This window comes from Delftia sp. RIT313 (genome assembly GCF_000632165.1).
GTDB lineage: Bacteria > Pseudomonadota > Gammaproteobacteria > Burkholderiales > Burkholderiaceae_C > Comamonas > Comamonas acidovorans.
This window is the reverse complement of the sequence record NZ_JFYT01000089.1, coordinates 1-23,123: the sequence shown is the minus strand read 5'-3', so window position 1 is coordinate 23,123 and position 23,123 is coordinate 1. Positions and strand designations below refer to the sequence as shown.

The following is a 23,123-nucleotide window of genomic DNA, read 5'->3' as shown; positions in this document are numbered from 1 at the left end:
GGCTTCAGCTCCGGCAGAGGCGGCAGTTTCGGGGGCGGCGGCGCCTCGGGGAGTTGGTGAGATGGCGGCTGCAATCACAGGCTTTGTACAGCGTCTGCTCCGGCTGCTGCGCCACCATTGGGCCGAAGGACAGTTGCGCCGTGCACTCCCGCCTGAAAGCCTGGCGGAGCTGGAGCGCCTGATCACCATGAGCGAGCAGCGCCATACAGGCCAGATTCGCATCTGCGTCGAACCCGGACTGCCGCCCAGCTACCTGTGGCGCGACGCCACACCGCGCGAGCGCGCCATCACGCTGTTCGGCAAGCTGCGCGTCTGGGATACCGAACACAACAACGGTGCCCTGATCTATCTGCTGCTGGCCGACCATGCCATCGAAATCGTCGCCGACCGCGCCCTGGCGCGCACCCTGCCGGCGGAACAATGGCAAACGCTGATCAGCGACATGGGTGCCGCCTTTCAGGGCGGCCATTACGCCATGGGCATGACAGCAGCCCTGGAGCGCGTGAGCCTGCTGCTTGAAACCAACTTTCCGCGTGACCCGCTCCAGCCTGTGCACGATGGCAGCGACAATCTTCCCGATGCTGTCGTGATACAGCACCACTGAAAGGCAGGCAGGCTGCGCAGGCCGGGCCGAGCCACCCCCTTCATCAAGCTATCGCGGACACGGAGGCTGTGATAGCGTCACGCCATTTCATCAAGGAGCATCCACACCATGAAGAACACCCTGGCCCGCCTGGGCCTGCTGGCCGCCGTGCTGACCCTGAGCGCCTGCGCAAGCCCCATCCTCGACGACTCGCAGGAATATGACTATGTGCTCAGCTGCAAGCTGCGCGAAGACGACCCCAAGCGCTGCGAGCAACAGATCCGCGCCCTGTGCCCCGTGCCCGCCAAGGCCGTGACGCACAAGTCGCGCACGGTGGACCCCAAGGACAATGCCGTGACCTACGTGTACCAGGCCCGCTGCGGCGACTGAGACGCCTGCGCACCATGAAAAAAGCCGCCCGAGGGCGGCTTTTTTGCGACTGGTCCCGGGAGGGCTCAGCGCTTTTGGCGGAACTTGCGCAGGGCCGCGATCTGAGCGGCCATGACGGCCAGCTCGGACTGGGCACGCGCCAGATCGACTTCGCTCTTGGCGTTCTTCAGTGCTTCCTCGGCTTCGAGCTTGGCCTTCTCGGCCTTCTCGGCGTCCAGGTCGGCACCGCGGATGGCGGTGTCGGACAGCACGGTCACACAGTTGGGCTGCACTTCCAGGATGCCGCCGGCCACGAAGACGAACTCTTCGCTGCCGTCCGCCATCTCGATACGCACCGAGCCGGGCTTGATGCGCGTGATCAGCGGAGTGTGGCGGGGAAAAATGCCCAATTCGCCGGATTCACCGGGCAGGGCGACAAAGCGCGCTTCACCGGAGAAGATGGACTCTTCGGCACTGACCACATCAACGTGGATGGTGTTCATCTTTGCTCCTCAGAAAAGGTGGGACTGGAACTTGGAACCGGCAGGGCCCAGATCGGGGACACCGAGCAAGGGCCGCCCCGCAGCGAGGGTGTCGTCCCCCTCCCCCGCGAAGCGGGTAGAGAGGAGGAAGCGACGCAGTCGCTCAGGGGGTGCCGCAGGCTCAAGCCGCCAGTTTCTTGGCCTTCTCGAAGGCTTCGTCGATGGTGCCAACCATGTAGAAGGCCTGCTCGGGCAGGTGATCGCACTCGCCAGCGCAGATCATCTTGAAACCACGGATGGTTTCAGCCAGCGACACGTACTTGCCGGGAGCGCCAGTGAACACTTCGGCCACGTGGAAAGGCTGCGACAGGAAACGCTGGATCTTGCGGGCGCGGGCCACGGTCAGCTTGTCTTCGGGAGCCAGCTCGTCCATGCCCAGAATGGCGATGATGTCGCGCAGTTCCTTGTAGCGCTGCAGCGTGCCCTGCACTTCGCGGGCCACCTTGTAGTGCTCTTCACCCACGACTTGGGGGTCCAGCTGGCGGCTGGTGGAGTCCAGCGGATCGACGGCGGGGTAGATACCCAGCGAAGCGATGTCACGCGACAGCACCACGGTCGAGTCCAAGTGGGCGAACGTCGTGGCAGGCGAGGGGTCGGTCAAGTCATCGGCAGGCACGTAAACGGCCTGGATGGAAGTGATCGAACCGACCTTGGTCGAGGTGATGCGCTCTTGCAGGCGGCCCATTTCCTCGGCCAGCGTAGGCTGGTAGCCCACGGCGGAAGGCATGCGACCCAGCAGAGCGGACACTTCGGTACCGGCCAGCGTGTAGCGGTAGATGTTGTCCACGAAGAACAGCACGTCCTTGCCTTCGTCACGGAAGGCTTCGGCCATGGTCAGGCCGGTCAGCGCCACGCGCAGACGGTTGCCTGGGGGTTCGTTCATCTGGCCGTAGACCATGGCCACCTTGGAGTCGTTCAGCGACTCCTGGTTGACCACGCCGGCGTCCGACATTTCGTGATAGAAGTCATTGCCTTCGCGGGTACGTTCACCCACACCGGCGAACACCGACAGACCACCGTGGCCCTTGGCGATGTTGTTGATGAGTTCCATCATGTTCACGGTCTTGCCCACACCGGCGCCACCGAACAGACCCACCTTGCCGCCCTTGGCGAAGGGCGAGATCAGGTCGATCACCTTGATGCCGGTTTCCAGCAGTTCCTGCGAAGGCGACAGCTCGTCATAAGCCGGTGCCTTGCGGTGGATGGGAGCCGTCAGCGCCTGATCCACGGGACCGCGTTCGTCGATGGGGTTGCCCAGCACGTCCATGATGCGACCCAGCGTCGCCTTGCCCACGGGCACGGTGATGGGGTTGCCGGTGTTGGACACCATCAGGCCGCGACGCAGACCGTCGGACGAACCCAGGGCGATGGTACGCACAACGCCGTCACCCAGCAGTTGCTGCACTTCCAGCGTCAGGGCCGAGCCGTCGAGCTTCAGGGCATCGAACACCTTGGGCATTGCGTTGCGGGGGAACTCGACGTCCACCACAGCGCCAATACATTGAACAATCTTGCCTTGCACTTGAGCCATTTTTTGCTCCAATTAGTTTGTCTGTTGAGCTGCTTTACACAGCAGCGGCGCCAGCCACGATTTCCGACAGCTCGGTCGTGATCGCTGCCTGGCGCGTCTTGTTGTAGACCAGCTTCAACTCGCCAATGACGCTGCCTGCGTTGTCGGTAGCGGCCTTCATGGCCACCATGCGCGCCGATTGCTCGGACGCCATGTTTTCCGCGACAGCTTGGTAGACCAGGGACTCTGCGTAGCGCACGAGCAGCTCGTCGATCACGGACTGCGCGTCGGGTTCGTAGATGTAGTCCCAGCTATGGCCAGACGTCTTCTCGGCCTGCATGCTCTCGGACGACAGGGGCAGCAACTGCTCCACCACCGATTCCTGCTTCATGGTGTTGATGAACTTGGTGTAGCTCAGGTACACCGCGCTCAGCTTGCCCGCTGCATATGCATCGAGCAGCACCTTCACAGGGCCGATCAGCTTTTCCAGATGGGGCGTATCGCCCAGACCCGTCGCGTGCGAAACCACCTTGGCGCCGACACGGTTCAGAAAGCCCAGACCCTTGTTGCCAATGGCCACTGCTTCTGCCGACACGCCTTGATCCTGCAGCTCCCGCAGCTTGGCCGTGACAGCACGCAACACGTTGGTGTTCATGCCGCCGCACAACCCCTTGTCCGTCGTCACCACGATGACGCCGGCTGTCTTTGCATCACCGTTCACTTGCATGAACGGGTGCACGTACTCGGGGTTGGCTTGGCCAAGATGGACTGCAATGTTGCGGATCTTTTCGCTGTACGGGCGTGCAGCCAGCATCCGTTCCTGCGCCTTGCGCATCTTGGATGCGGCCACCATTTCCATGGCTTTGGTGATCTTCTTGGTGTTTTCCACCGATTTGATCTTGCCGCGAATTTCCTTACCTGCTGCCATGATGGCTCCTCGTCCGGTTTAAGCGAACGACTTCTTGAACGCAGCGATGGCGGCGTTCAATTCGGCTTCGGAATCCTTGTCCATGGCCTTGGAAGCGTTCAGCTTGTCGATCAGGGCGCCGTGGCTGGTCTTCAGGAACTGGTGCAGACCAGACTCGAAAGCCAGCACTTGCTTGACCTGGATGTCGTCCATGTAGCCCTTGTTCACTGCGAACAGCGAAGCGCCCATCAAAGCGGTGGACAGGGGGCTGTACTGGGCCTGCTTGAGCAGTTCGGTCACGCGGGCACCGCGGTCCAGCTGCTTGCGGGTGGCTTCGTCCAGGTCGGAGGCGAACTGCGCGAAGGCAGCCAGCTCACGGTATTGCGCCAGGTCGGTACGGATACCGCCGGACTGGCCCTTGACCAGCTTGGTCTGTGCAGCACCACCGACGCGCGACACCGAGATACCGGCGTTGATGGCGGGGCGGATACCGGCGTTGAACAGGCTGGTTTCCAGGAAGATCTGGCCGTCCGTGATCGAGATCACGTTCGTGGGCACGAAGGCCGACACGTCACCGGCCTGGGTTTCGATGATGGGCAGTGCCGTCAGCGAACCCGTCTTGCCCTTGACTTCACCCTTGGTGAAGGCTTCGACGTAGTCGGCATTCACGCGGGCTGCACGTTCGAGCAGGCGGCTGTGGAGATAGAACACGTCGCCGGGGAAGGCTTCGCGGCCTGGAGGACGGCGCAGCAGCAGCGAAACCTGGCGGTAGGCCACGGCTTGCTTGGACAGGTCGTCATAGACGATCAGGGCGTCTTCGCCGCGGTCGCGGAAGTACTCGCCCATCGTGCAGCCGGAGTAGGCCGACACGTACTGCATGGCAGCGGATTCGGAAGCGGTGGCAGCCACGACGATGGTGTATTCCATCGCGCCGGCCTGCTCCAGGGCACGCACCACGTTCTTGATCGAGGAAGCCTTCTGGCCGATCGCAACGTAGATGCAGGTAACGCCCTGACCCTTCTGGTTGATGATGGCGTCGATGGCCACGGCGGTCTTGCCGGTCTGGCGGTCACCGATGATCAGTTCGCGCTGGCCACGGCCGACGGGCACCATCGAGTCGATGGACTTGATGCCGGTCTGCAGGGGCTGGTCCACGGACTGGCGTGCGATCACGCCGGGAGCGACCTTCTCGATCACGTCCGTCATCTTGGCGTTGATCGGGCCCTTGCCGTCAATCGGCTGACCCAGGGCGTTGACCACGCGGCCGATGAGTTCGGGGCCGACGGGCACTTCCAGAATGCGGCCCGTGCACTTGACGGTGTCGCCTTCGGAGATGTGCTCGTACTCGCCCAGAATCACGGCGCCGACGGAGTCGCGCTCGAGGTTCAGCGCCAGGCCGAAGGAGGGCTGGCCATCCTTGCCTGCGGGGAATTCCAGCATTTCGCCTTGCATCACGTCCGACAGGCCGTGCACGCGCACGATACCGTCGGTCACCGAAACCACGGTGCCTTCGTTACGGATGTCGCTGCTGCCAGCCAGACCCTCGATGCGGCTCTTGATCAGTTCAGAAATTTCTGCGGGATTGAGTTGCATGACTCTTTCCTTCTTTAGCTTTGGTTAGCCGAGACCTCAGTCGCGTTGTTACGCAATGAGGGCCGCTTTCATTTGTTCCAGGCGGGCCTTGACGGACGTGTCAAGAACTTCATCACCCACCACGACGCGGATGCCACCGATCAGGGACTGATCTTGCTGCACCGACAGGTTCAGCTTTCGGCCGAAACGCTTCTCCAGCGAAGTCCCGAGGGCAGCCAGAGCGGCAGCATCTATGGGAAAAGCGCTTTGAACCACGGCGTCGGACGAGCCACCGGCGCGGTTCACGAGGCTGCGAAACTGGGCCGCCACTTCTGGCAGGACTTGCAGTCGGCCGTTTTCAATGATGACGCGCAGAAAGTTGCGAGCGGCATCAGGCAATGCCGAGCCGGCCACGCCGCTGATGACGTCGAACAGTTGTTCGTCGGTCACCTTGGGGTCGTCGGCCAGCTGGCGCAATTGCGGATTGGCGGCAATCGCCGCCAATTCCTCCGCCCAGGCAACAGTGCCGGACAGGTCAGCACCCTGCTGGGTGCTGGCCTTGAACAGGGCATCTGCGTAAGGACGGGCAATGGTGGCGAGTTCTGCCATGTTTGCTCTTCCTTACAGCTCGGTCTTCAGGCGGTTCAGCAGGTCGGCATGGACGCCGGCATCCACTTCCTTGCGCAGGATCTGCTCGGCGCCCTTGACGGCCAGCGCAGCCACTTGCTCGCGCAGGGCTTCACGGGCTTGGACTGTCTGCTGCTCGGCCTCGGCGCGGGCAGCAGCAACAATCTTGTTGCCTTCTTCGGAGGCACGGGCCTTGGCTTCTTCGATGATGGCCTGGGCACGGCGTTCGGCGTCCGCAAGCCGCGATGCCGTTTCGTTGCGCGTCTGGGCCAGTTCCTGCTCGACGCGCTTGTTGGCGGCGGCCAGGTCAGTCTTGGCCTTGTCGGCAGCAGCGAGGCCATCGGCGATTTTCAGAGCTCGTTCATCCAGCGCCTTCGCGATCGGGGGCCACACGAACTTCATCGTGAACAGCACCAGGATCAGGAAAACGATGGCCTGGACGAACAGGGTCGCGTTGATACTCACGGCAACACCTTTCTATCTAGGGCGTTGATCGGAGCTTAGGCCAGGACGAAGGGGTTGGCGAAAGCGAACAGCAGAGCGATAGCAACACCGATCAGGAAGGCAGCGTCGATCAGACCGGCCAAGATGAACATCTTGGTTTGCAGTTCGTTGATCAGCTCAGGCTGACGTGCCGACGATTCCAGGAACTTGCCACCCATCAGGGCGATACCGATCGAAGCGCCGATAGCGCCCAGACCAACGATCAGACCACAAGCCAGAGCGACGAGACCGAGAATGTTTTCCATGATGACTCCTGAGATTAAAGAAAGAGAAAGGTTGAGAGGGAAAGGAAATGGTCAGTGGGCTTCATGTGCCTGGCCGAGATAGATCAGCGTCAGCATCATGAAAATGAAGGCCTGCAGGGTGATGATCAGAATGTGGAAGATCGCCCAGATAGAGCCTGCAATGATGTGCCCCAAGGGGAGCAACACACCGGAAAGCGACATGGCAGCCGCACCGCCCATCAGAGCGATCAGACAGAACACCAACTCACCAGCGTACATGTTGCCGAACAGTCGCATGCCATGCGAAACCGTCTTGGCGACATATTCAATGATCTGCATGGCCAGGTTGATAACACCCAGGATCAGTGCAAACACGGGATTCTTGCTGGTGCCGAACGGAGCGGTCACCAGTTCGTGGGCCCAGCCGCCCATACCCTTGATCTTGATGCTGTAGAAGAAGCACAGGATCAGCACGGCAGAGGACAGGCCCAGCGTGGTCGAGAGGTCAGCCGTGGGAACGACACGCAGGTAGGCGTGCGAGTCACCCTGAACGCCCTGCCACAGTACCGGCAGCAGGTCCACGGGCAGCATGTCCATGGCGTTCATCATGAAGATCCAGACGAACACGGTCAGTGCCAGGGGAGCGATGAACTTGCGGCTTTGCGCATTGTGGATGTTGGCCTTGGCCTGGTTGTCCACCATCTCGACCAGCAGCTCTACAGCCGCCTGGAAGCGACCCGGAACGCCCGATGTGGCCTTGCGCGCGGCAAGCCACAGCACGAACAGGCTCAGCACGCCCAGCGTGGCGCTGACGACGATCGAGTCCAGGTTGATGACCGAAAAGTCGATGATCGACTTTTGCTTGATGTTCTGGAGGTGCTGCAGGTGGTGAACGATGTATTCACTTGCAGTAGGTGCGTGCGCGTCTGCGGCCATCGGTCAACTTCTCTTCAAATATCAATCGGTTTTTCGGACATTGGCCCGCACTATCAGCGCGACCCAATACGTTTTCATGACGATCACCAAGCCCGCCAGCAGCGCCAGCCAACTCAGCCCCGGGACCAGCTTGGGTGCAGCCGCCAGCATGGCAATGCACAGCACCAGCTTCACCAGTTCCCAGCCAAAAATTCCCACCATGGCGGCTGCAGCGCCGCCAGGCCTCTTGCGCACGACGGCGCGCGCAAACAGCGCAGCCGGCAGCACCACCGACAAGGCGCCATAGGCAGCCGACCATCCGACCTCGGCGCGCCCCGTCACCAGCCACGCGAGCAGTGCCACCAGCACGCCAACCACCGCCTGGACCACCACGAAGCGCCACACAGACATCTGCGGGTTTCGCGTGCGCCACTCCTGAGCCTCCTCGGAGGTCAGGGGCTTGAAGTCGGAATCCTCGCCCTCAAGTTCCCTGTCAGCGTCTGTGTCAGCGGCGTAGTTTTTCATTGAGTTCTCGAAGGCCGCAGACCAGACAAGACTTTTTCACAAAGCCTCTGATTATAAGTAAAAACCCCTGCCGAACGATAGGGGTTGTTACGGGTATGCCCAAAACGGCGGCGGCAGCATGGCTGTGTGGCAGCAGGCCAACAACGCCAGCCTCGCACCGCAGGCAGCTTGTTTGTTGTGTGTGGAGTTTTCGTGACCGGCGGCGCGGCAGCCCCAGGCTGCGACATGGCCGCGAACGATAGCGCACAATCGCCTCCAACGCCAAGCGATTAACCTTGATTCACCTATGACCGACGCCCCCACCCCCTCCTCCGCACCAGCAGCCGCGCCGGGCGCGGACCCGCGCAAGGACTCGTTGATCGAGTACCCATCGCAGTTTCCCATCAAAGTCATGGGCATCAAGGCCGAGCATCTGGTGCATGAAATCACCCAGATCGCCGAGCGCTTCGACCCCGCCTTTGACCCCAGCACCATCGAGTTGCGCCCCAGCAGCAGCGGCAAATACCTGGGCGTCACCGTCACGGTGACAGCCACCAGCCGCGAGCAGCTCGACGACCTGTACCGGGCGTTCACCTCGCACCCGCTTGTGAAAGTGGTGCTTTGAGCACCCCAGCCGCCGAGCTTGCGCAGACGCTGGACTTGCGCCTGCTGGGCCGCACCGACTACGAAGCCACGGTGCAGGCCATGCAGGCATTCACGAGCGGCCGCGATGCCGGCACGCGCGACGAGCTCTGGATCTGCGAGCACGCCCCACATTTCACGCAAGGCCTTGCCGGGAAAAGTGACCACTTGCTGAGCCCTGGCAACATTCCCGTGGTCGCAACCAACCGCGGCGGGCAGGTCACCTACCACGGCCCGGGCCAGGTGGTCGCCTATCCGTTGCTAGATCTGCAGCGCCTGGGCTACTTCGTCAAGGAATACGTGTTCCGCATCGAAGATGCGGTCATCCGCACGCTGGAGCATTTCGGCATCACCGGCCACCGCGTGGAAGGCGCCCCCGGCATCTACGTGCGCCTTGACGATCCTCGCAGCCACGCCATGCTGGCCCAGCGCCCGCAACTGCGCGCACCCGGCTCACCCGCGCCCCAGCCCGATTTTTCGGGGCTGGGCAAGATTGCAGCCCTGGGCATCAAGGTCAGCCGGCATTGCACCTATCACGGCGTTGCCCTGAATGCCGCCATGGACCTGGAACCCTACGAACGGATCAACCCTTGCGGCTATGCAGGACTGCAAACGGTGGACCTTTCTACAATCGGCGTTCAGACAACCTGGGACGAAGCCGCGCGCGTGCTGGGACGACAGTTGCAGCGCCGCCTAGCCCCCTGAATCCAGAACCATGACCACCAACACCGTCGTGCGCGAAGCGCAGTCCCAAGCCGAGTACAACCCGCTGGCCAAGCAGAAGGCGGCAGCGAAGCTTTCGCGCATCCCGATCAAGGTCGAGCATGGCGAGGCCCTCAAGAAGCCCGAGTGGATCCGCGTCAAGGCGGGCAGCCCCACCACGCGCTTCTACGAGATCAAGGACATCCTGCGCGCCAACAAGCTGCACACGGTCTGCGAGGAAGCCTCCTGCCCCAACATCGGCGAATGTTTCGGCAAGGGCACGGCCACCTTCATGATCATGGGCGACAAGTGCACGCGCCGCTGCCCGTTCTGCGACGTGGGCCACGGCCGCCCCGACCCGCTGGACACCAACGAGCCGCTCAATCTTGCCAAGACGATTGCCGAGTTGCGGCTGAAGTACGTGGTGATCACCAGCGTGGACCGCGACGACCTGCGCGATGGCGGCTCGGGCCATTTCGTGGAGTGCATCAAGAACATCCGCGAGCTCTCGCCGCTGACCCAGATCGAGATCCTGGTGCCCGACTTCCGCGGCCGCGACGACCGTGCGCTGGAAATCCTCAAGGCCGCACCTCCCGATGTGATGAACCACAACCTGGAGACCGCACCGCGCCTGTACAAGGAAGCGCGTCCCGGCTCGGACTACCAGTTCTCGCTGAACCTGCTCAAGAAGTTCAAGGCCTTGCACCCCAAGGTTCCGACCAAGAGCGGCATCATGGTGGGCCTGGGCGAGACCGACGAGGAAATCCTGCAGGTGATGCGAGATATGCGCGCCCATGACATCGACATGCTGACCATCGGCCAGTACCTGGCGCCCAGCAACAGCCACCTGCCGGTGCGCCGATACGTGCACCCCGACACCTTCAAGATGTTCGAGGAAGAAGCCTACAAGATGGGCTTCACGCACGCCGCCGTGGGCGCCATGGTGCGCTCCAGCTACCACGCGGATCAGCAGGCACACGCCGCAGGCGTTTGAGCTCGCCGCACCCAGGCGGCCCTCGATGCCCAGCCCTCGCCAGCCCTGCTGCCGAGGGCTTTTTCATGGCCGCATGACGGCACATCAAGACGCGCAGGCAACAAAAAAGCAGAGCCGCTGACGCATGCTCTGCTTGAATTGGAGGCGATGTTGCCTCTTCTGACATCGTAGAAAAAAAGCCTGGCTAACCGGCAGACCGCTGGCTGGCAAACCGACTTGCTGCAGGCTGAACAGGCCTGGCGAGTCGCCCCACGATGAAACTGAAAAAGGCTTGCAGCTCGAATTCCCCACCAGAGAGTTTCTTGCTGCATTGGGGCTGATCATAGCATCGAATGAGAATCAATCGCAACTAAAGCTGCAAATCTTTTTTTCTGCGCATCCTCGCCTGCATGAATTCATGGTCCCAGCAGCGCTGCGGGACTGTCCGAGCGGAGGACTTCCTGCGCCCAGGCAGTCAGCTTGCGTGTGTCGGCGCGCAAGATTTCCTGCTTGACGACCAGGATCTGCGCCGGATGCATGGAAAAGCTGCGCAAACCCAGGCCGAGCAGCAGGCGCGTCATGCCCACATCCCCGGCGGTCTCCCCGCAGACACAGACGCTCTTGCCCTGCGCCCTTCCTTCGGCGATCACGTCCGCCACCAGCTTGAGCACGGCGGGATGCAAGGGGTCATAGAGATGGGCCACGGTCTCGTCGGCACGGTCGATGGCCAGCGTGTACTGGATGAGGTCGTTGGTGCCGATCGACAGGAAGTCGAAGTAACGCAAAAAGGTGCGCACGATCAGCGCGGCCGCAGGCACTTCGATCATGGCGCCCAGCTTGACCGGGCCATGGGCCACGCCTCGCGCGTCGAGTTCGCTTTGCGCCAGCCGCACCTGGGCCAGGGTCTGCTCGATCTCGCTTTGGTGGGCCAGCATGGGAAACAGCAGATGGATCTGCCCATGCGCCGCCGCACGCAGGATGGCGCGCAACTGGGTGCGAAACATGGCTGGGTCAGCCAGGCTCCAGCGGATGGCGCGCAGACCCAGCGCGGGGTTCAGGTAGTAATCCTTGGGCTGTGCCTTGTCCAGCGGCTTGTCGGCGCCCACGTCCAGCGTGCGAATGGTCACGGGCATGCCCTGCATGCCGTCCACCGCTTCGCGGTAGGCACGGTACTGCTCCTCCTCACCGGGCAGGTTGCCGCCGCGCCCCATGAACAGGAATTCCGTGCGGAACAGCCCCACGCCCACGGCGCCTGCATGCACGGCCGCAGGCCCGTCGCCGGGTTGCTCGATATTGGCCAGCAACTCGATGCGCTCTCCGTCCAGCGTCAGCGCGGGCGTGTGGCGCAGGCGTGAGAGGCGCTCGCGCTCCAGCTCGTTCTGGCGCTGGCGAAAGCCATATTCGGCCAGGATGATGGGAGAAGGATCGACGATGACGACGCCTGCGTTGCCATCGATGATGATCCAGTCGTCCTGGCGGATCAGCTGGCTGGCCGCGCGCGCGCCGACCACGGCCGGGATGTCCATGCTGCGCGCCACGATGGCCGTGTGCGAGGTGCGCCCGCCCACGGCCGTGATGAAGCCGGCAAACAGCCGGCTCTTGAACTGCAGCATGTCCACCGGCGACAGGTCCTGCGCCACCAGGACCAGGGGCACATCGGTGACTTCGTCGAGCAGCAGCGGCTGCTGCGGCGCGCCCTCCCCCGTTGCATCGGCCCGCGGCAGCGCGGCAGGCGCGGGCACGGGGCTGGCCATGCCCTTCATGTAGCGCAGGATGCGCTCGACCACCTGCTCCAGGTCGGCCTTGCGCTCGCGCAGATACTCGTCCTCCATCTCGTCGAACTGGCGCGAGACGACCTCGAGCTGCGTGGTCAGCGCCCATTCGGCGTTGTAGAGACGATCGGAAATCCAGTGCTTGATGGCGGCGGCCAGGGCCTCGTCCTGCAACAGCAGCAGGTGGACGTCGAGCAGGGCATCGAGCTCGCCCGGCGCATCCTGGGGCATTTCATCCTGCAGACGGCGCAGCTCGTCGATGACGGCGTTGCGTGCACTGCGGGCGCGGTCGATTTCCGCGTCCACCTGGTCGGGCCGGATGAAGTAGTGCACCACCTCCATGCGGCTGGAGGCCACCACCACCGCGCGTCCTATCGCAATGCCCCGTGAAACGGCCAGTCCGTGGATTGCAAACGTCATTGCGCCTGTCCTTTGCCTGCTGCTGCGCAGGCCCCGGGCCGTCGCAATGCGGCAGCGTCCGGGCCCGGCGCGTGTTGCTCTTTTGCGCTCACCGTCTGCCAGCGCGGCGGAGGCCCATCACTGGCCTTCGCCAAATTTGTCGTTGATCAGGGCCGTCAGCGCATCCATGGCTTCCTGCTCCTGCGGTCCTTCGGTTTCCAGCAGCACCTCGGAGCCCATGCCTGCAGCCAGCATCATCACGCCCATGATGCTCTTGGCATTGATGCGCCGCTCGCCCTTGCTCATCCAGACTTCGCAGGGAAAGCTGCCTGCAAGCTTGGTGAGCTTGGCGGAGGCGCGGGCATGCAGGCCCAGTTTATTGCTGATGGTTATAGGGGTCTTGATCATTGGATGGTCGCGGACTCTGGTTCTGAGGCGTGTTCACGCCCACCTGCATCACCCCATGGCTGCCTCCGGCCAAGGCACGCTCGGCCACGGCTTCCAGCGCCTCGTGGCGATAGCCTATGGAGCGCAGCAGCATGGGCAAGTTCACTCCGGCCACCAGCCGCCCGGCAGGCAGCTGCGCCACAAGGCGCTGCGCCACGTTGCAGGGCGTCGCGCCAAAGAGGTCGGTCAGCACCAGCGTGGGCAGCGCCACCAGGCCGCCATGGTCCTCCAGCAACTGCTCGGCACGCATCAGGGTGGCCTCGGGCGGCTCCTGAGCGGGCACATCCAGGGCAAGGACGTCCTCGGCACTGTCGGCGAACACATGCAAGGCGCATTCGCGCAGTGCATGGGCCAAAGGTGCGTGGGTGAACAAAAGGATGCGCGTGGTCATGAAGTCACAGGGTTCGGAGTCGATTATGGCGTGCGCAGGCGCATGCAGGGCAACCGGCGCGCCTGCACTGCGTTCCATGCCACAGCTGCCTCCCGCATCCGTGGCTCCGAAACCTGTTGCCGTTGCTATTGCAGTTGCAGGCTGGCGAAGAAGTTGTTGGCCTCGTCTGTGCGCGGCTTGTCGCTGTAGATCACGGCATGGTAGAGGCGTGCGCCTGCCGGCTCCATTCGTGCAAACCACACGCCATGGGCGGTGAGCTTCCAGCCCTGGGGCCCCACGCCTTCAAACGTGGTGCGCAGCGACTGCGGCAGATTCAGTGCGCCCGCAGGCAGGAAAGGGCCATCTTCCTTGGAGCGCAGTTGCTTGGCGCCCGCCGGTGCCTGCCCCGGAGCACCCGGGTTCATCTGGCCGAGCACGGCTGCCTGCCAGTACGACAGCATCTCGGCGGCTCTGGACGGCTCGCTGACCAGGAAGTGGGACACCGCGTAGGTCGACGCATCGGCATCGCATCCCATCATGGACATCTGCACCGTGCCCATGCCCTGGCCCAGCTCCACCGGCCGTGTTGCGGATTGCGGATCGCAGGGCAAGAGCACGCGCAGCGGCGTGCCTTCGACCGCGACCTGCCGCCAATCCAGCCTGGGACTGCAGGCGGCCAGGGGCGCCAACACCAGCAGCGCGGCGCCGAGCCGCAGGGCCAGAGCGCGGCCCTTTGCTTTCGAAAAGCTTTCCATCAATGTCATGCCGGCATTATCGGCATGGCCCGACCTGTCCGAGCCCCGAACTTTTGCCCTTGCCGCGCATCGAAAGGCGGTGCACGGCATGCGTGCAGGCCTTCGGGCGCAACTTTGGGCACAATCGTCGCTATGGCAAGCAAACATTGGATCGCAGGCGTGGTGATCGCCGCAGCCGCCGGCATGGGCGCATGGGTGTATTCGGGTGCCGGCCAGACGGCCGCGCCGCAGTCCACCTTCGTGCTGCTGGACGGCAGCAAGCAGACCACGGCCGACCTCAAGGGCAAGGTGACCTTGGTGAATTTCTGGGCCACCAGCTGCACCACCTGCGTGGCCGAGATGCCCGAGATCGTTGCCACCCACCAGAAATTCCAGAGCCAGGGGTTCGAGACCCTGGCCGTGGCCATGAGCTACGACCCGCCCAGCTATGTGGTGAACTTCGCCGATTCGCGCAAGCTGCCTTTCAAGGTCGCGCTGGACAACACCGGCGCCGTGGCCCGGGCCTGGGGTGATGTGCAACTGACTCCCACCACCTACATCGTCAACAAGCGCGGCGAAATCGTGAAGCGCTATGTGGGCGCACCTGACTTCGTTGAGTTGCATCGGCTGATCGAGAAGCTGCTGGCCGAGGCCTGATACAGCGCAGACCAGGGCACAAAAAAACCGGCACCAGGCCGGTTTTTTATTGGCGCATCCTCCGCCCGCCGCTCAACGGCTGCGGAAGCTGTCGTGGCACGCCTTGCAGCTGGCGGCGGCCGGGCCGAAGGCGGCCTTGAGCTGGTCCAGGTTACCGGACTTGGCCGCAGCCGCGAGCTTGACCGTCTCGGCCTGCATCTTCTCCGACAGGTCCTGGAACTTGGCCTGCTCCTTCCAGATTTCAGGCTTCGCCTTTCCACCTTCCGTGCCCGCGCCAAACCCGGCCCAGGGCAGCTTGGCCATGAAGGCCACCACCTCGGCGTTTTCCTGGGCCGCCTTGGCATCGAAGGGGATCTTTCCGTTCGCCATGGCGCCCAGGCGCCCGAAGTGCTGGCCCAGCACGGCGAGCGCGCCCTGGCGGTACTTGATGGCGTCTTCGGACTTGGCGAACTGTGCGGACGCGGGCAGCGCCGTGGCGGCCACCAGGGCGGCCAGCGCCCATGCAGAAACTTTCTTCATCGTGGTTTTCCTTTGGGAGTGTGGGGAAATCTGCCGGGCCAGTATGGCAGCGGCGTCCTGCCGGCGCCGCTTTGATTGACCACGGCCAGGGTGCATTCCTGGTCCTCGCAGGAATGCGGGGCGGCACAATGCCCTATCCCCACCCCAGCTTTCATGCCATGGCACAAGAATCGACCGCACAAGGCGCCGCCAAGCACAAGGTCCGCATCTGGGACCTGCCCACCCGGCTGTTTCACTGGCTGCTGGCCGCAACGGTGGTCGGCCTGGTCGTGACGGCCAAGCTGGGCGGCAATGCCATGAACTGGCATCTGCTGCTGGGCCATGCCATGCTGGCCCTGCTGCTGTTCCGCCTGCTTTGGGGCCTGGTGGGCGGCCGCTGGTCGCGCTTTGCCAGCTTCATCCACGCGCCCGCCACCGTGCTGCGCCATGTGCGGGGACAAGGAACGGAGAGCGACAGCGCAGGCCACAGCCCGCTGGGCGCCCTGTCCGTGTTTGCCATGCTGGCCGTGCTGATCGCCCAGGTGGGCAGCGGGTTGCTCAGCGACGACGAGATTGCTTTCTCCGGGCCGCTGGGCCGCTTTGTATCGGGCGACACCGTGGCACAGGCCACCGCCTACCACGCGCACTGGGGGCAGTATCTGCTGTACGCGCTGGTGGCCCTGCACCTGTTGGCCATCCTTTTCTATGCCTGGCGCGGACGGGGCCTGGTGCGCGCCATGGTGACGGGAGACAAGCACTTGCCCGAACCCCTGCCCTCTTCACGCGACACGGCAGCCAGCCGCCTGTTGGCCTTGGTCCTGGCGTTGGTGGCGGGGGCCGCCGCATGGTGGGTGCAGCAGCTGGGGGGTGCTTTCTGACGGCGTGGCCAGATGTTGCCAGCTTGCCGCTACACTGCGTTTTCCGTCGTTTTAGCCAAGTGCCCGTGGACAAGCCTGCTGTCGCCTTGCTGGCGCCGAATCCCCTGGAAGACATGGACGAAGTCCGCCAGATCTTCCAGGAGTACGCCGCAAGCCTGGATGTCGATCTGCAATTTCAAGATTTCGAGGCCGAGATCGCCGATCTGCCTGGCGACTACGCATCGCCGCGCGGCCACATCCTGCTGGCCAAGGTCGATGGCGCCGTGGCCGGCTGCTGCGCCTTGCGCCCGCTGGACAACTGCGATTACGCCAACGCCGCCGAGATGAAGCGCCTGTTCGTGCGCAAGGCATTTCGCGGTTTCGGCCTGGGCCGCCAGCTCGCCGAGGCCATGCTCGATGTGGCGCGCCAGGCCGGTTATGACCATGTGCTGCTGGACACGCTGGACGACATGGAGTCGGCGCGCGCCCTCTACACGGACCTGGGCTTCCAGGAAATCCCGCCCTACTATCACAACCCCATCGCAGGGGCGCATTACCTCAAGGCCGATATCTTCTAGGGCCCGGCGGAGGCAGCCCCCTGAAATACAAAAAGGCATTGCACCTGGGTGCAATGCCTTTTTTCGCAAAAGCGCGGTGCCCAGGCCCGGCAGGCCTGCAGCACGATCAGGATCAGGCCTTGGCCTGGCCCAGCAGGGTGGCAGCGTCGCTGACTTCGAACTTGCCAGGGCCTTCCACGTTCAGCGTGGCGACCTTGCCGTCCTTGACCAGCATGGAGTAGCGGTTGCTGCGCAGGCCCAGGCCCTTGCCGTTCAGGTCCAGCGTCAGGCCGGTGGCCTTGGCGAAGGCGGCATCGCCGTCTGCCAGCATGCGCACCTTGCCGTCGGTCTTCTGGTCACGGGCCCACGCGCCCATCACGAAGGCGTCGTTGACCGACAGGCACCAGATCTCGTCCACGCCGGCAGCCTTGAAGGCTTCGGCCTGCTCCACGAAGCCGGGCACATGCTTGGCCGAGCAGGTGGGAGTGAATGCGCCGGGCACGGCGAAGACCGCGATGGTCTTGCCAGCAGCGGCTTCGGGCAGCTTCACGGGGTTGGGGCCGATGCTGCAGCCATTGCCTTCGACTTCCACGTATTCCATCAGGGTGGCAGCGGGCAGGGCATCTCCGACTTTGATCATCTCTATCTCCTTTGTGGTGCAAAACCGGGGGCCGCCGAAATGGCGGTCCCCAAACGAAAAAACGACCCACATTGTGGGTCGTTTCCTGTGGCCTTGCAGCCGGTGGGCCTGTGTAGGCTTACACCAGAGCAGCCTTTTGCACCAAGCGGGTAGCAACCCAGTTCTTGGTCTTGGACAGCGGGCGGCTTTCCGTGATTTCAACCACGTCGCCCAGCTTGTATTCACCTTGCTCGTCGTGAGCGTGGTACTTGCTGGACTTGATCATGATCTTGTCATAGATCGGGTGCTTGACGCGGCGTTCAACCATGACCGTCACGGTCTTGGCACGCTTGTCGCTGACCACCTTGCCAATCAAGGTGCGCTTGAGGGATTTTTTAGCTTCCGTCATGTCGGCTTCCTGATTACTTGGCAGCTTGCTTTTCAGCAAGGATGGTCTTGGCGCGGGCGATGTCACGGCGCGTGGTACGCAGCGTGTTCGTGTTACCCAGCTGTTGCGTAGCCTTTTGCATACGCAGGCCAAAGTGAGCCTTTTGCAGGGACTTCACTTCGGCTTCCAGGCCGGCAACGTCTTTTTGGCGGAGTTCAGCAGCTTTCGTCATGTTGTTCTCCTTAGGCACCAATTTGACGGGACACGAAGGTCGTACGCAGCGGCAGCTTTGCAGCGGCCAGGCGGAACGCTTCACGAGCCAGCTCTTCAGGGACGCCCACGATTTCGTAGAGCACCTTGCCGGGCTGGATTTCGGCCACGTAGTACTCGGGGTTGCCCTTACCGTTACCCATACGCACTTCTGCGGGCTTGGTAGAGATTGGCTTGTCCGGGAACACGCGGATCCAGATACGACCGCCACGCTTGACGTGACGCGAGATCGCGCGGCGAGCCGCTTCGATCTGACGCGCCGTCAGGCGACCACGGTCAGTGGACTTCAGGCCGAAGTCACCGAAAGCAACGGAGTTACCACGCGTTGCGATACCGGTGTTGCGACCCTTTTGCTCCTTGCGGTATTTGCGGCGAGCAGGTTGCAGCATCTTTATTCTCCTTTACCGTCCGCTGCTGTAGCGGGCGCGTCAGTCTTGCGAACGCGCTTAACGGAATCAGCGCCAGCGCCGGCGGGCTTATCGCTGCCGTCAGCAGGTGCTGCGTTAGCGCCTGCGGGGCGGCGGGCACCACGGCCAGCACCGTCACGACGACCATCGCCGCGACCATCACGGCGGGGGCCGCGAGGACGACGTTCTTCTTCGGGGCGGGGGGTCTCGGCTGCCGGCAGGTCGTTACGACCCAGCGTGTCACCCTTGTAGACCCAGACCTTCACACCGATCACACCGTAGGTCGTCTTGGCTTCGGAGAAGCCATAGTCGATGTCGGCGCGCAGTGTGTGAAGTGGCACACGGCCTTCGCGATACCACTCGCAACGTGCAATTTCGATACCGTTCAGACGGCCCGAAGACATGATCTTGATGCCTTGGGCACCCAGACGCATGGCGTTTTGCATTGCACGCTTCATGGCGCGGCGGAACATGATGCGCTTTTCGAGCTGCTGGCAGATCGAATCGGCGATCAGCTTGGCATCGATTTCAGGCTTGCGCACTTCTTCGATGTTCACAGCCACAGGCACGCCCAGACGGGTTGCGAGTTCCTTCTTCAGGTTCTCGATGTCCTCGCCCTTCTTGCCGATCACGACACCAGGACGTGCCGAGAAGATCGTGATGCGGGCGTTCTTTGCAGGACGCTCGATCAGGATGCGCGACACGGCGGCATTCTTCAGCTTGGCCTTCAGGAACTCGCGCACCTTGATGTCTTCGGCCAGCATGCCGGCGAAGTCACGGTTGCTTGCGTACCAACGGCTGGCCCAGTTGCGGCTAACAGCCAGGCGGAAGCCGGTAGGATGGATTTTCTGTCCCATATTCTTCCCAGGCCTTTCAGTTGCCAACCGTCACGTACACGTGGCACGTGGGCTTGCTGATGCGATTGCCGCGGCCCTTTGCACGCGCGGTGAAGCGCTTGAGCGTGGTGCCTTGTTCGACGAAGATGGTCTTGACCTTCAGTTCGTCGATGTCGGCGCCGTCGTTGTGCTCGGCGTTGGCGATGGCGGACTCGAGCACCTTCTTGATGATCACGGCAGCTTTTTTCTGCGTGAACGTCAGGATGTTCAGGGCTTGGTCCACTTTCTTGCCGCGGATCAGGTCCGCGACCAGGCGACCCTTGTCCACAGACAGGCGGACGCCACGGAGAACAGCACGTGTTTCAGACATGTTCTATTCCTTACTTCTTGGCTTTTTTGTCCGCCGGGTGACCCTTGAAGGTACGGGTCAGCGCGAATTCGCCGAGCTTGTGGCCGACCATCTGGTCAGTCACATACACGGGCACGTGCTGCTTGCCGTTGTGCACGGCGATGGTCAGACCGATGAACTCGGGCAGAACCATGGAGCGACGCGACCAGGTCTTGACGGGCTTCTTGTCCTTGGTGGCGACGGCCTTTTCGGCCTTTGCCAGCAAGTGATGGTCAACAAACGGACCCTTTTTAAGAGAACGAGTCATTTGCTACCCTTTACTTCTTGCGACGCGACACAATCATCGACTGCGTGCGCTTGTTGTTACGGGTACGGTAGCCCTTCGTCAGGTTGCCCCATGGGTCAACAGCGTGACGACCTTCACCGGTCTTGCCTTCACCACCACCGTGCGGGTGATCGACAGGGTTCATCACCACGCCGCGAACGGTCGGGCGAATACCCATCCAACGCTTCACACCGGCCTTGCCCAGACGGCGCAGGCTGTGTTCTTCGTTGGCGACTTCACCGATGGTCGCGCGGCATTCGATGTGCACCTTGCGCACTTCGCCGGAACGCATACGCACTTGGGCGTAGATGCCTTCACGGGCCAGCAGCGTAGCCGACGTACCTGCCGAACGGGCGATCTGCGCGCCAGCGCCGATCTTCAGTTCGATGCAGTGGATGGTCGAACCCACGGGGATGTTGCGGATCGGCAGGGTGTTGCCCACGCGGATCGGAGCTTCCGAACCGCTGACGATCGTTGCGCCGACTTCCAGGTTGCGCGGAGCAATGATGTAGCGACGCTCGCCGTCGGCATAGCACACCAGAGCGATGTGGGCCGTACGGTTGGGGTCGTACTCAATGCGCTCGACCTTGGCGGGGATGCCGTCCTTGGTGCGCTTGAAGTCCACCACGCGATAGTGGTGCTTGTGGCCACCGCCCTTGTGACGGGTGGTGATGTGACCGTTGTTGTTACGGCCCGACTTCTGGTGCTGAGGCTCCAGCAGGGGGGCGAAACCTGCACCCTTGTGCAGATGGTCACGCGTGACCTTGACCGTGCCGCGTTGGCCGGGGGTCGTCGGTTTGAGCTTGATAACAGCCATGATTACGCAGCCTCCCCGGACAGGTTCAGCTCTTGACCGGGCTTGAGCATCACGTAGGCCTTGCGAACGTGGTCGCGGCGGCCAGTGGTCTTGCCAAAGCGCTTGGTCTTGCCCTTGATGTTCACCACGGAGACACCAGCAACTTCCACCTTGAACATCAGTTCCACGGCGGCCTTGATTTCATGCTTGGTGGCGCTCTGCAGCACCTTGAACGTCACGGCGTTGGACTTCTCGGCAACCATGGTGGCCTTTTCGGACACGATGGGAGCAACCAACACCTGCATCAGACGACCTTCGTCAAACTTGAGCGTGCTCATTCGAACATCTCCTTGAGTTTGTCGATCGCACCCTTGGTGACGAGCACTTTCTTGTAGTGCACCAGCGACACGGGGTCGGCGTAGCGCGGCTCGACCACGAACACGTTCTTCAGATTGCGGGAAGCCAGGTACAGGTTCTCGTCGACTTCTTCAGCGATCACCATGACCGATTCCAGGTTCATGGCCTTGAACTTGTCGGCCAGCACCTTGGTCTTGGGGCTTTCGAGCTTGAGCGAGTCCACCACGGCCAGACGGCCTTCGCGGGCCAGCTGCGACAGGATGGCAACCATACCGGCGCGGTACATCTTCTTGTTGATCTTCTGCGTGAAGTTTTCTTCAGGCAGATTCGGGAAGATGCGGCCGCCGCCACGCCACAGAGGCGAGGAAGACATACCGGCACGAGCACGGCCGGTGCCCTTTTGCTTGAACGGCTTGGCAGTCGTGTGACGAACCTGCTCGCGATCCTTCTGAGCGCGAGTGCCCTGACGTGCGTTGGCACGGTAGGCGATCACGATCTGGTGGACGAGGTCTTCGTTGAATTCACGACCGAAAACAGTCTCGGGCGCATCGAACTTGGATGCGGCCTGGCCTTGTTCATTCAGGAGTTCGAGCTGCATTAGTTCGCTCCCTTGGAAGCTTTGGCCTTGATGGCGGGGCGCACCGTCACGAAGCCACCCTTGGAGCCCGGAACAGCGCCCTTGATCAAGAGCAGTTGGCGTGCTTCGTCAATGCGAACCACGTCGAGATTTTGGGTGGTGATGGTTTCATCGCCCATGTGACCGGTCATCTTCTTGCCCGGGAACACGCGACCTGGATCCTGGGCCATCGAGATGGAGCCGGGAACATTGTGCGAACGGCTGTTGCCGTGCGAGGCGCGCTGCGAGCGGAAGTTGTGACGCTTGATGGTGCCGGCGAAGCCCTTACCGATGGAAGTGCCTTGCACGTCCACCTTCTGGCCCACCGAGAACAGCTCGGCGACGGGCAGGACGGAGCCTGCGGCGTACTTGCCAGCGGTTTCTTCGGTCACGCGGAATTCACCCATCACTTCACCGGCTTCGACACCTGCCTTGGCAAGGTGGCCGGCTTCTGGCTTGGTCACGCGAGATGCCTTGCGCGAACCGAAAGTGACCTGCAGGGCCACGTAGCCATCGTTCTCTTGGGTTTTGACCTGAGTCACACGGTTGTTGGACACATCCACCACCGTGACGGGCACTGCGTCCCCGTCATCGGTGAACAGACGCATCATGCCCACCTTGCGACCCAGCAACCCGAGGGAGTTGCTCAGACTCATTTGTTTGCTCCAAAACTTTCGCCGCTGAAACTGCAATTGGCCCAGCGTTGCGCTCCCGCCCCAGATGTCCAAGGCCTTGCGCACGAAAGAAGGTTGATAAAACTTCGCTCAAGAAAGGCGAAGCCCCAAATTTTAACGCGAACTGCCTTTTCAAGCAAGTTCGCGTTAAATCAAAGCCCTTCAACGGCCCCGCAAGGGGCCGTGAAGTTCTTATTGCAGCTTGATCTCGACGTCCACGCCTGCGGGCAGGTCCAGCTTCATCAGAGCGTCAACCGTCTTGTCAGTCGGGTCAACGATGTCCATCAGGCGCTGGTGAGTGCGGATTTCGAACTGGTCGCGGCTGGTCTTGTTGACGTGCGGCGAGCGCAGGATGTCGAAACGCTTCATGCGTGTCGGCAGGGGCACGGGGCCCTTGACGATCGCGCCGGTGCGCTTGGCAGTGTCAACGATTTCAGCAGCCGACTGGTCGATCAGCTTGTAGTCAAACGCCTTCAGGCGGATGCGGATTTTTTGCTTGGACATTGTGTATTCCTAGTTTTCCAAGAATTACGCAATGATCTTTGCAACCACGCCAGCGCCCACGGTACGGCCACCTTCGCGGATAGCGAAGCGCAGACCTTCTTCCATGGCGATGGGGGC

At 62.5% G+C, this 23,123-nt stretch carries 34 protein-coding genes and 1 pseudogene; 8 read left to right on the top strand and 27 right to left on the bottom strand.

What is annotated here, in order from left to right; all coding sequences use genetic code 11:
• Positions 1–61: 61 nt before the first annotated feature.
• Together BW39_RS25540 and BW39_RS25535 are read left to right on the top strand one after the other, a co-directional pair.
• Complete coding sequence (locus tag BW39_RS25540) at positions 62–604, top strand: TPM domain-containing protein (protein WP_012202360.1); 543 nt, start codon at positions 62–64, stop codon at positions 602–604.
• Between the two features lie 108 nt (positions 605–712).
• On the top strand, positions 713–973 hold the full coding sequence (locus BW39_RS25535; protein WP_012202359.1) for a hypothetical protein: 261 nt from the start codon (positions 713–715) through the stop codon (positions 971–973).
• A 65-nt stretch (positions 974–1,038) separates the two neighbouring features.
• On the opposite strand, the gene BW39_RS25530 is transcribed toward BW39_RS25535, so the two are convergent.
• The 9 genes from BW39_RS25530 to BW39_RS25490 all read right to left on the bottom strand — a co-directional run bounded on the left by BW39_RS25530 (position 1,039) and on the right by BW39_RS25490 (position 8,278).
• Complete coding sequence (locus BW39_RS25530) at positions 1,039–1,455, bottom strand: F0F1 ATP synthase subunit epsilon (protein WP_012202358.1); 417 nt, start codon at positions 1,453–1,455, stop codon at positions 1,039–1,041.
• Positions 1,456–1,615: 160 nt separating this feature from the next.
• Positions 1,616–3,025, bottom strand: a complete 1,410-nt coding sequence (atpD, locus tag BW39_RS25525; RefSeq protein WP_012202357.1) for a F0F1 ATP synthase subunit beta — start codon at positions 3,023–3,025, stop codon at positions 1,616–1,618.
• 34 nt (positions 3,026–3,059) lie between these two features.
• Positions 3,060–3,932: a F0F1 ATP synthase subunit gamma gene (gene atpG / locus BW39_RS25520; RefSeq protein ID WP_043824939.1), complete on the bottom strand. Its 873-nt coding sequence runs from the start codon at positions 3,930–3,932 to the stop codon at positions 3,060–3,062.
• A gap of 18 nt (positions 3,933–3,950) precedes the next feature.
• Positions 3,951–5,504, bottom strand: coding sequence for a F0F1 ATP synthase subunit alpha (gene atpA / locus BW39_RS25515; protein ID WP_012202355.1), 1,554 nt, complete (start codon positions 5,502–5,504; stop codon positions 3,951–3,953).
• 48 nt (positions 5,505–5,552) lie between these two features.
• Complete coding sequence (locus tag BW39_RS25510) at positions 5,553–6,092, bottom strand: F0F1 ATP synthase subunit delta (protein ID WP_043824937.1); 540 nt, start codon at positions 6,090–6,092, stop codon at positions 5,553–5,555.
• A gap of 12 nt (positions 6,093–6,104) precedes the next feature.
• Positions 6,105–6,575 (bottom strand): F0F1 ATP synthase subunit B, encoded by a 471-nt coding sequence (locus BW39_RS25505; RefSeq protein WP_012202353.1) that lies wholly within the window; start codon positions 6,573–6,575, stop codon positions 6,105–6,107.
• A gap of 35 nt (positions 6,576–6,610) precedes the next feature.
• Entirely contained in the window at positions 6,611–6,859 is a 249-nt protein-coding gene (gene atpE / locus BW39_RS25500) for a F0F1 ATP synthase subunit C (protein ID WP_011803767.1), read from the bottom strand.
• Between the two features lie 51 nt (positions 6,860–6,910).
• Positions 6,911–7,774: a F0F1 ATP synthase subunit A gene (gene atpB, locus BW39_RS25495; RefSeq protein ID WP_012202352.1), complete on the bottom strand. Its 864-nt coding sequence runs from the start codon at positions 7,772–7,774 to the stop codon at positions 6,911–6,913.
• 21 nt (positions 7,775–7,795) lie between these two features.
• A complete protein-coding gene (locus BW39_RS25490; protein WP_043824934.1) occupies positions 7,796–8,278 on the bottom strand; it encodes an ATP synthase subunit I in 483 nt (160 codons plus the stop codon).
• A 286-nt stretch (positions 8,279–8,564) separates the two neighbouring features.
• Between BW39_RS25490 and BW39_RS25485 the strand changes: the two genes are divergently transcribed.
• The 3 genes from BW39_RS25485 to lipA are packed head-to-tail and all read left to right on the top strand — an operon-like array spanning position 8,565 to position 10,595.
• Positions 8,565–8,882 (top strand): YbeD family protein, encoded by a 318-nt coding sequence (locus BW39_RS25485; RefSeq protein ID WP_034397898.1) that lies wholly within the window; start codon positions 8,565–8,567, stop codon positions 8,880–8,882.
• Positions 8,879–9,604, top strand: coding sequence for a lipoyl(octanoyl) transferase LipB (gene lipB / locus BW39_RS25480; RefSeq protein ID WP_043824933.1), 726 nt, complete (start codon positions 8,879–8,881; stop codon positions 9,602–9,604). Before BW39_RS25485 ends, lipB begins: the two co-directional genes overlap by 4 nt.
• A gap of 10 nt (positions 9,605–9,614) precedes the next feature.
• Positions 9,615–10,595: a lipoyl synthase gene (gene lipA / locus BW39_RS25475; protein WP_013800257.1), complete on the top strand. Its 981-nt coding sequence runs from the start codon at positions 9,615–9,617 to the stop codon at positions 10,593–10,595.
• Positions 10,596–10,990: 395 nt separating this feature from the next.
• On the opposite strand, the gene ptsP is transcribed toward lipA, so the two are convergent.
• From ptsP to BW39_RS25455, 4 genes are all read right to left on the bottom strand, one after another.
• Positions 10,991–12,766 carry a phosphoenolpyruvate--protein phosphotransferase gene (gene ptsP, locus BW39_RS25470; protein WP_012202347.1) on the bottom strand — a complete coding sequence of 592 codons (1,776 nt, stop codon included), beginning with the start codon at positions 12,764–12,766 and terminating at the stop codon, positions 10,991–10,993.
• Positions 12,767–12,883: 117 nt separating this feature from the next.
• Complete coding sequence (locus BW39_RS25465; protein ID WP_012202346.1) at positions 12,884–13,153, bottom strand: HPr family phosphocarrier protein; 270 nt, start codon at positions 13,151–13,153, stop codon at positions 12,884–12,886.
• Complete coding sequence (locus BW39_RS25460; RefSeq protein WP_170962107.1) at positions 13,122–13,583, bottom strand: PTS sugar transporter subunit IIA; 462 nt, start codon at positions 13,581–13,583, stop codon at positions 13,122–13,124. The genes BW39_RS25465 and BW39_RS25460 overlap by 32 nt, the downstream gene beginning before the upstream one ends.
• 125 nt (positions 13,584–13,708) lie before the next feature.
• Complete coding sequence (locus BW39_RS25455) at positions 13,709–14,326, bottom strand: hypothetical protein (protein WP_012202344.1); 618 nt, start codon at positions 14,324–14,326, stop codon at positions 13,709–13,711.
• Positions 14,327–14,449: 123 nt separating this feature from the next.
• On the opposite strand from BW39_RS25455, the gene BW39_RS25450 reads away from it, so the two are divergent.
• The gene (locus tag BW39_RS25450) at positions 14,450–14,953 is read left to right on the top strand and encodes a TlpA disulfide reductase family protein (RefSeq protein ID WP_043824931.1); all 504 of its coding nucleotides are present in this window, start codon (positions 14,450–14,452) and stop codon (positions 14,951–14,953) included.
• A 72-nt stretch (positions 14,954–15,025) separates the two neighbouring features.
• Here the strand turns inward: BW39_RS25450 and BW39_RS25445 are convergent, their stop codons facing one another.
• Complete coding sequence (locus BW39_RS25445) at positions 15,026–15,472, bottom strand: c-type cytochrome (protein ID WP_016448509.1); 447 nt, start codon at positions 15,470–15,472, stop codon at positions 15,026–15,028.
• Positions 15,473–15,630: 158 nt separating this feature from the next.
• On the opposite strand from BW39_RS25445, the gene BW39_RS25440 reads away from it, so the two are divergent.
• Together BW39_RS25440 and BW39_RS25435 are read left to right on the top strand one after the other, a co-directional pair.
• Entirely contained in the window at positions 15,631–16,329 is a 699-nt protein-coding gene (locus tag BW39_RS25440) for a cytochrome b/b6 domain-containing protein (protein WP_043824940.1), read from the top strand.
• A gap of 65 nt (positions 16,330–16,394) precedes the next feature.
• Positions 16,395–16,886 carry a GNAT family N-acetyltransferase gene (locus tag BW39_RS25435; protein WP_043780357.1) on the top strand — a complete coding sequence of 164 codons (492 nt, stop codon included), beginning with the start codon at positions 16,395–16,397 and terminating at the stop codon, positions 16,884–16,886.
• Positions 16,887–16,998: 112 nt separating this feature from the next.
• On the opposite strand, the gene BW39_RS25430 is transcribed toward BW39_RS25435, so the two are convergent.
• The 13 genes and pseudogenes from BW39_RS25430 to BW39_RS30655 all read right to left on the bottom strand — a co-directional run.
• On the bottom strand, positions 16,999–17,505 hold the full coding sequence (locus BW39_RS25430) for a peroxiredoxin (RefSeq protein WP_013800250.1): 507 nt from the start codon (positions 17,503–17,505) through the stop codon (positions 16,999–17,001).
• A 118-nt stretch (positions 17,506–17,623) separates the two neighbouring features.
• On the bottom strand, positions 17,624–17,893 hold the full coding sequence (rpsQ, locus tag BW39_RS25425; RefSeq protein WP_012202338.1) for a 30S ribosomal protein S17: 270 nt from the start codon (positions 17,891–17,893) through the stop codon (positions 17,624–17,626).
• A gap of 13 nt (positions 17,894–17,906) precedes the next feature.
• A complete protein-coding gene (rpmC, locus tag BW39_RS25420; RefSeq protein WP_012202337.1) occupies positions 17,907–18,104 on the bottom strand; it encodes a 50S ribosomal protein L29 in 198 nt (65 codons plus the stop codon).
• A 10-nt stretch (positions 18,105–18,114) separates the two neighbouring features.
• Complete coding sequence (rplP, locus tag BW39_RS25415; protein ID WP_012202336.1) at positions 18,115–18,531, bottom strand: 50S ribosomal protein L16; 417 nt, start codon at positions 18,529–18,531, stop codon at positions 18,115–18,117.
• A 2-nt stretch (positions 18,532–18,533) separates the two neighbouring features.
• A complete protein-coding gene (gene rpsC, locus BW39_RS25410; protein WP_012202335.1) occupies positions 18,534–19,406 on the bottom strand; it encodes a 30S ribosomal protein S3 in 873 nt (290 codons plus the stop codon).
• Positions 19,407–19,422: 16 nt separating this feature from the next.
• Positions 19,423–19,755 carry a 50S ribosomal protein L22 gene (rplV, locus tag BW39_RS25405; protein WP_012202334.1) on the bottom strand — a complete coding sequence of 111 codons (333 nt, stop codon included), beginning with the start codon at positions 19,753–19,755 and terminating at the stop codon, positions 19,423–19,425.
• 10 nt (positions 19,756–19,765) lie between these two features.
• Positions 19,766–20,041: a 30S ribosomal protein S19 gene (gene rpsS, locus BW39_RS25400; protein WP_012202333.1), complete on the bottom strand. Its 276-nt coding sequence runs from the start codon at positions 20,039–20,041 to the stop codon at positions 19,766–19,768.
• Between the two features lie 10 nt (positions 20,042–20,051).
• Positions 20,052–20,876: a 50S ribosomal protein L2 gene (gene rplB / locus BW39_RS25395; protein WP_012202332.1), complete on the bottom strand. Its 825-nt coding sequence runs from the start codon at positions 20,874–20,876 to the stop codon at positions 20,052–20,054.
• A 2-nt stretch (positions 20,877–20,878) separates the two neighbouring features.
• Positions 20,879–21,193 carry a 50S ribosomal protein L23 gene (gene rplW / locus BW39_RS25390; RefSeq protein ID WP_012202331.1) on the bottom strand — a complete coding sequence of 105 codons (315 nt, stop codon included), beginning with the start codon at positions 21,191–21,193 and terminating at the stop codon, positions 20,879–20,881.
• Positions 21,190–21,810: a 50S ribosomal protein L4 gene (gene rplD, locus BW39_RS25385; protein ID WP_012202330.1), complete on the bottom strand. Its 621-nt coding sequence runs from the start codon at positions 21,808–21,810 to the stop codon at positions 21,190–21,192. Before rplD ends, rplW begins: the two co-directional genes overlap by 4 nt.
• Positions 21,810–22,484, bottom strand: coding sequence for a 50S ribosomal protein L3 (gene rplC / locus BW39_RS25380; RefSeq protein WP_012202329.1), 675 nt, complete (start codon positions 22,482–22,484; stop codon positions 21,810–21,812). The genes rplD and rplC overlap by 1 nt, the downstream gene beginning before the upstream one ends.
• Before the next feature lie 210 nt (positions 22,485–22,694).
• Positions 22,695–23,006: a 30S ribosomal protein S10 gene (gene rpsJ, locus BW39_RS25375; RefSeq protein WP_003059431.1), complete on the bottom strand. Its 312-nt coding sequence runs from the start codon at positions 23,004–23,006 to the stop codon at positions 22,695–22,697.
• Between the two features lie 24 nt (positions 23,007–23,030).
• Positions 23,031–23,123: pseudogene (locus tag BW39_RS30655) on the bottom strand (hypothetical protein); the annotation flags it as partial.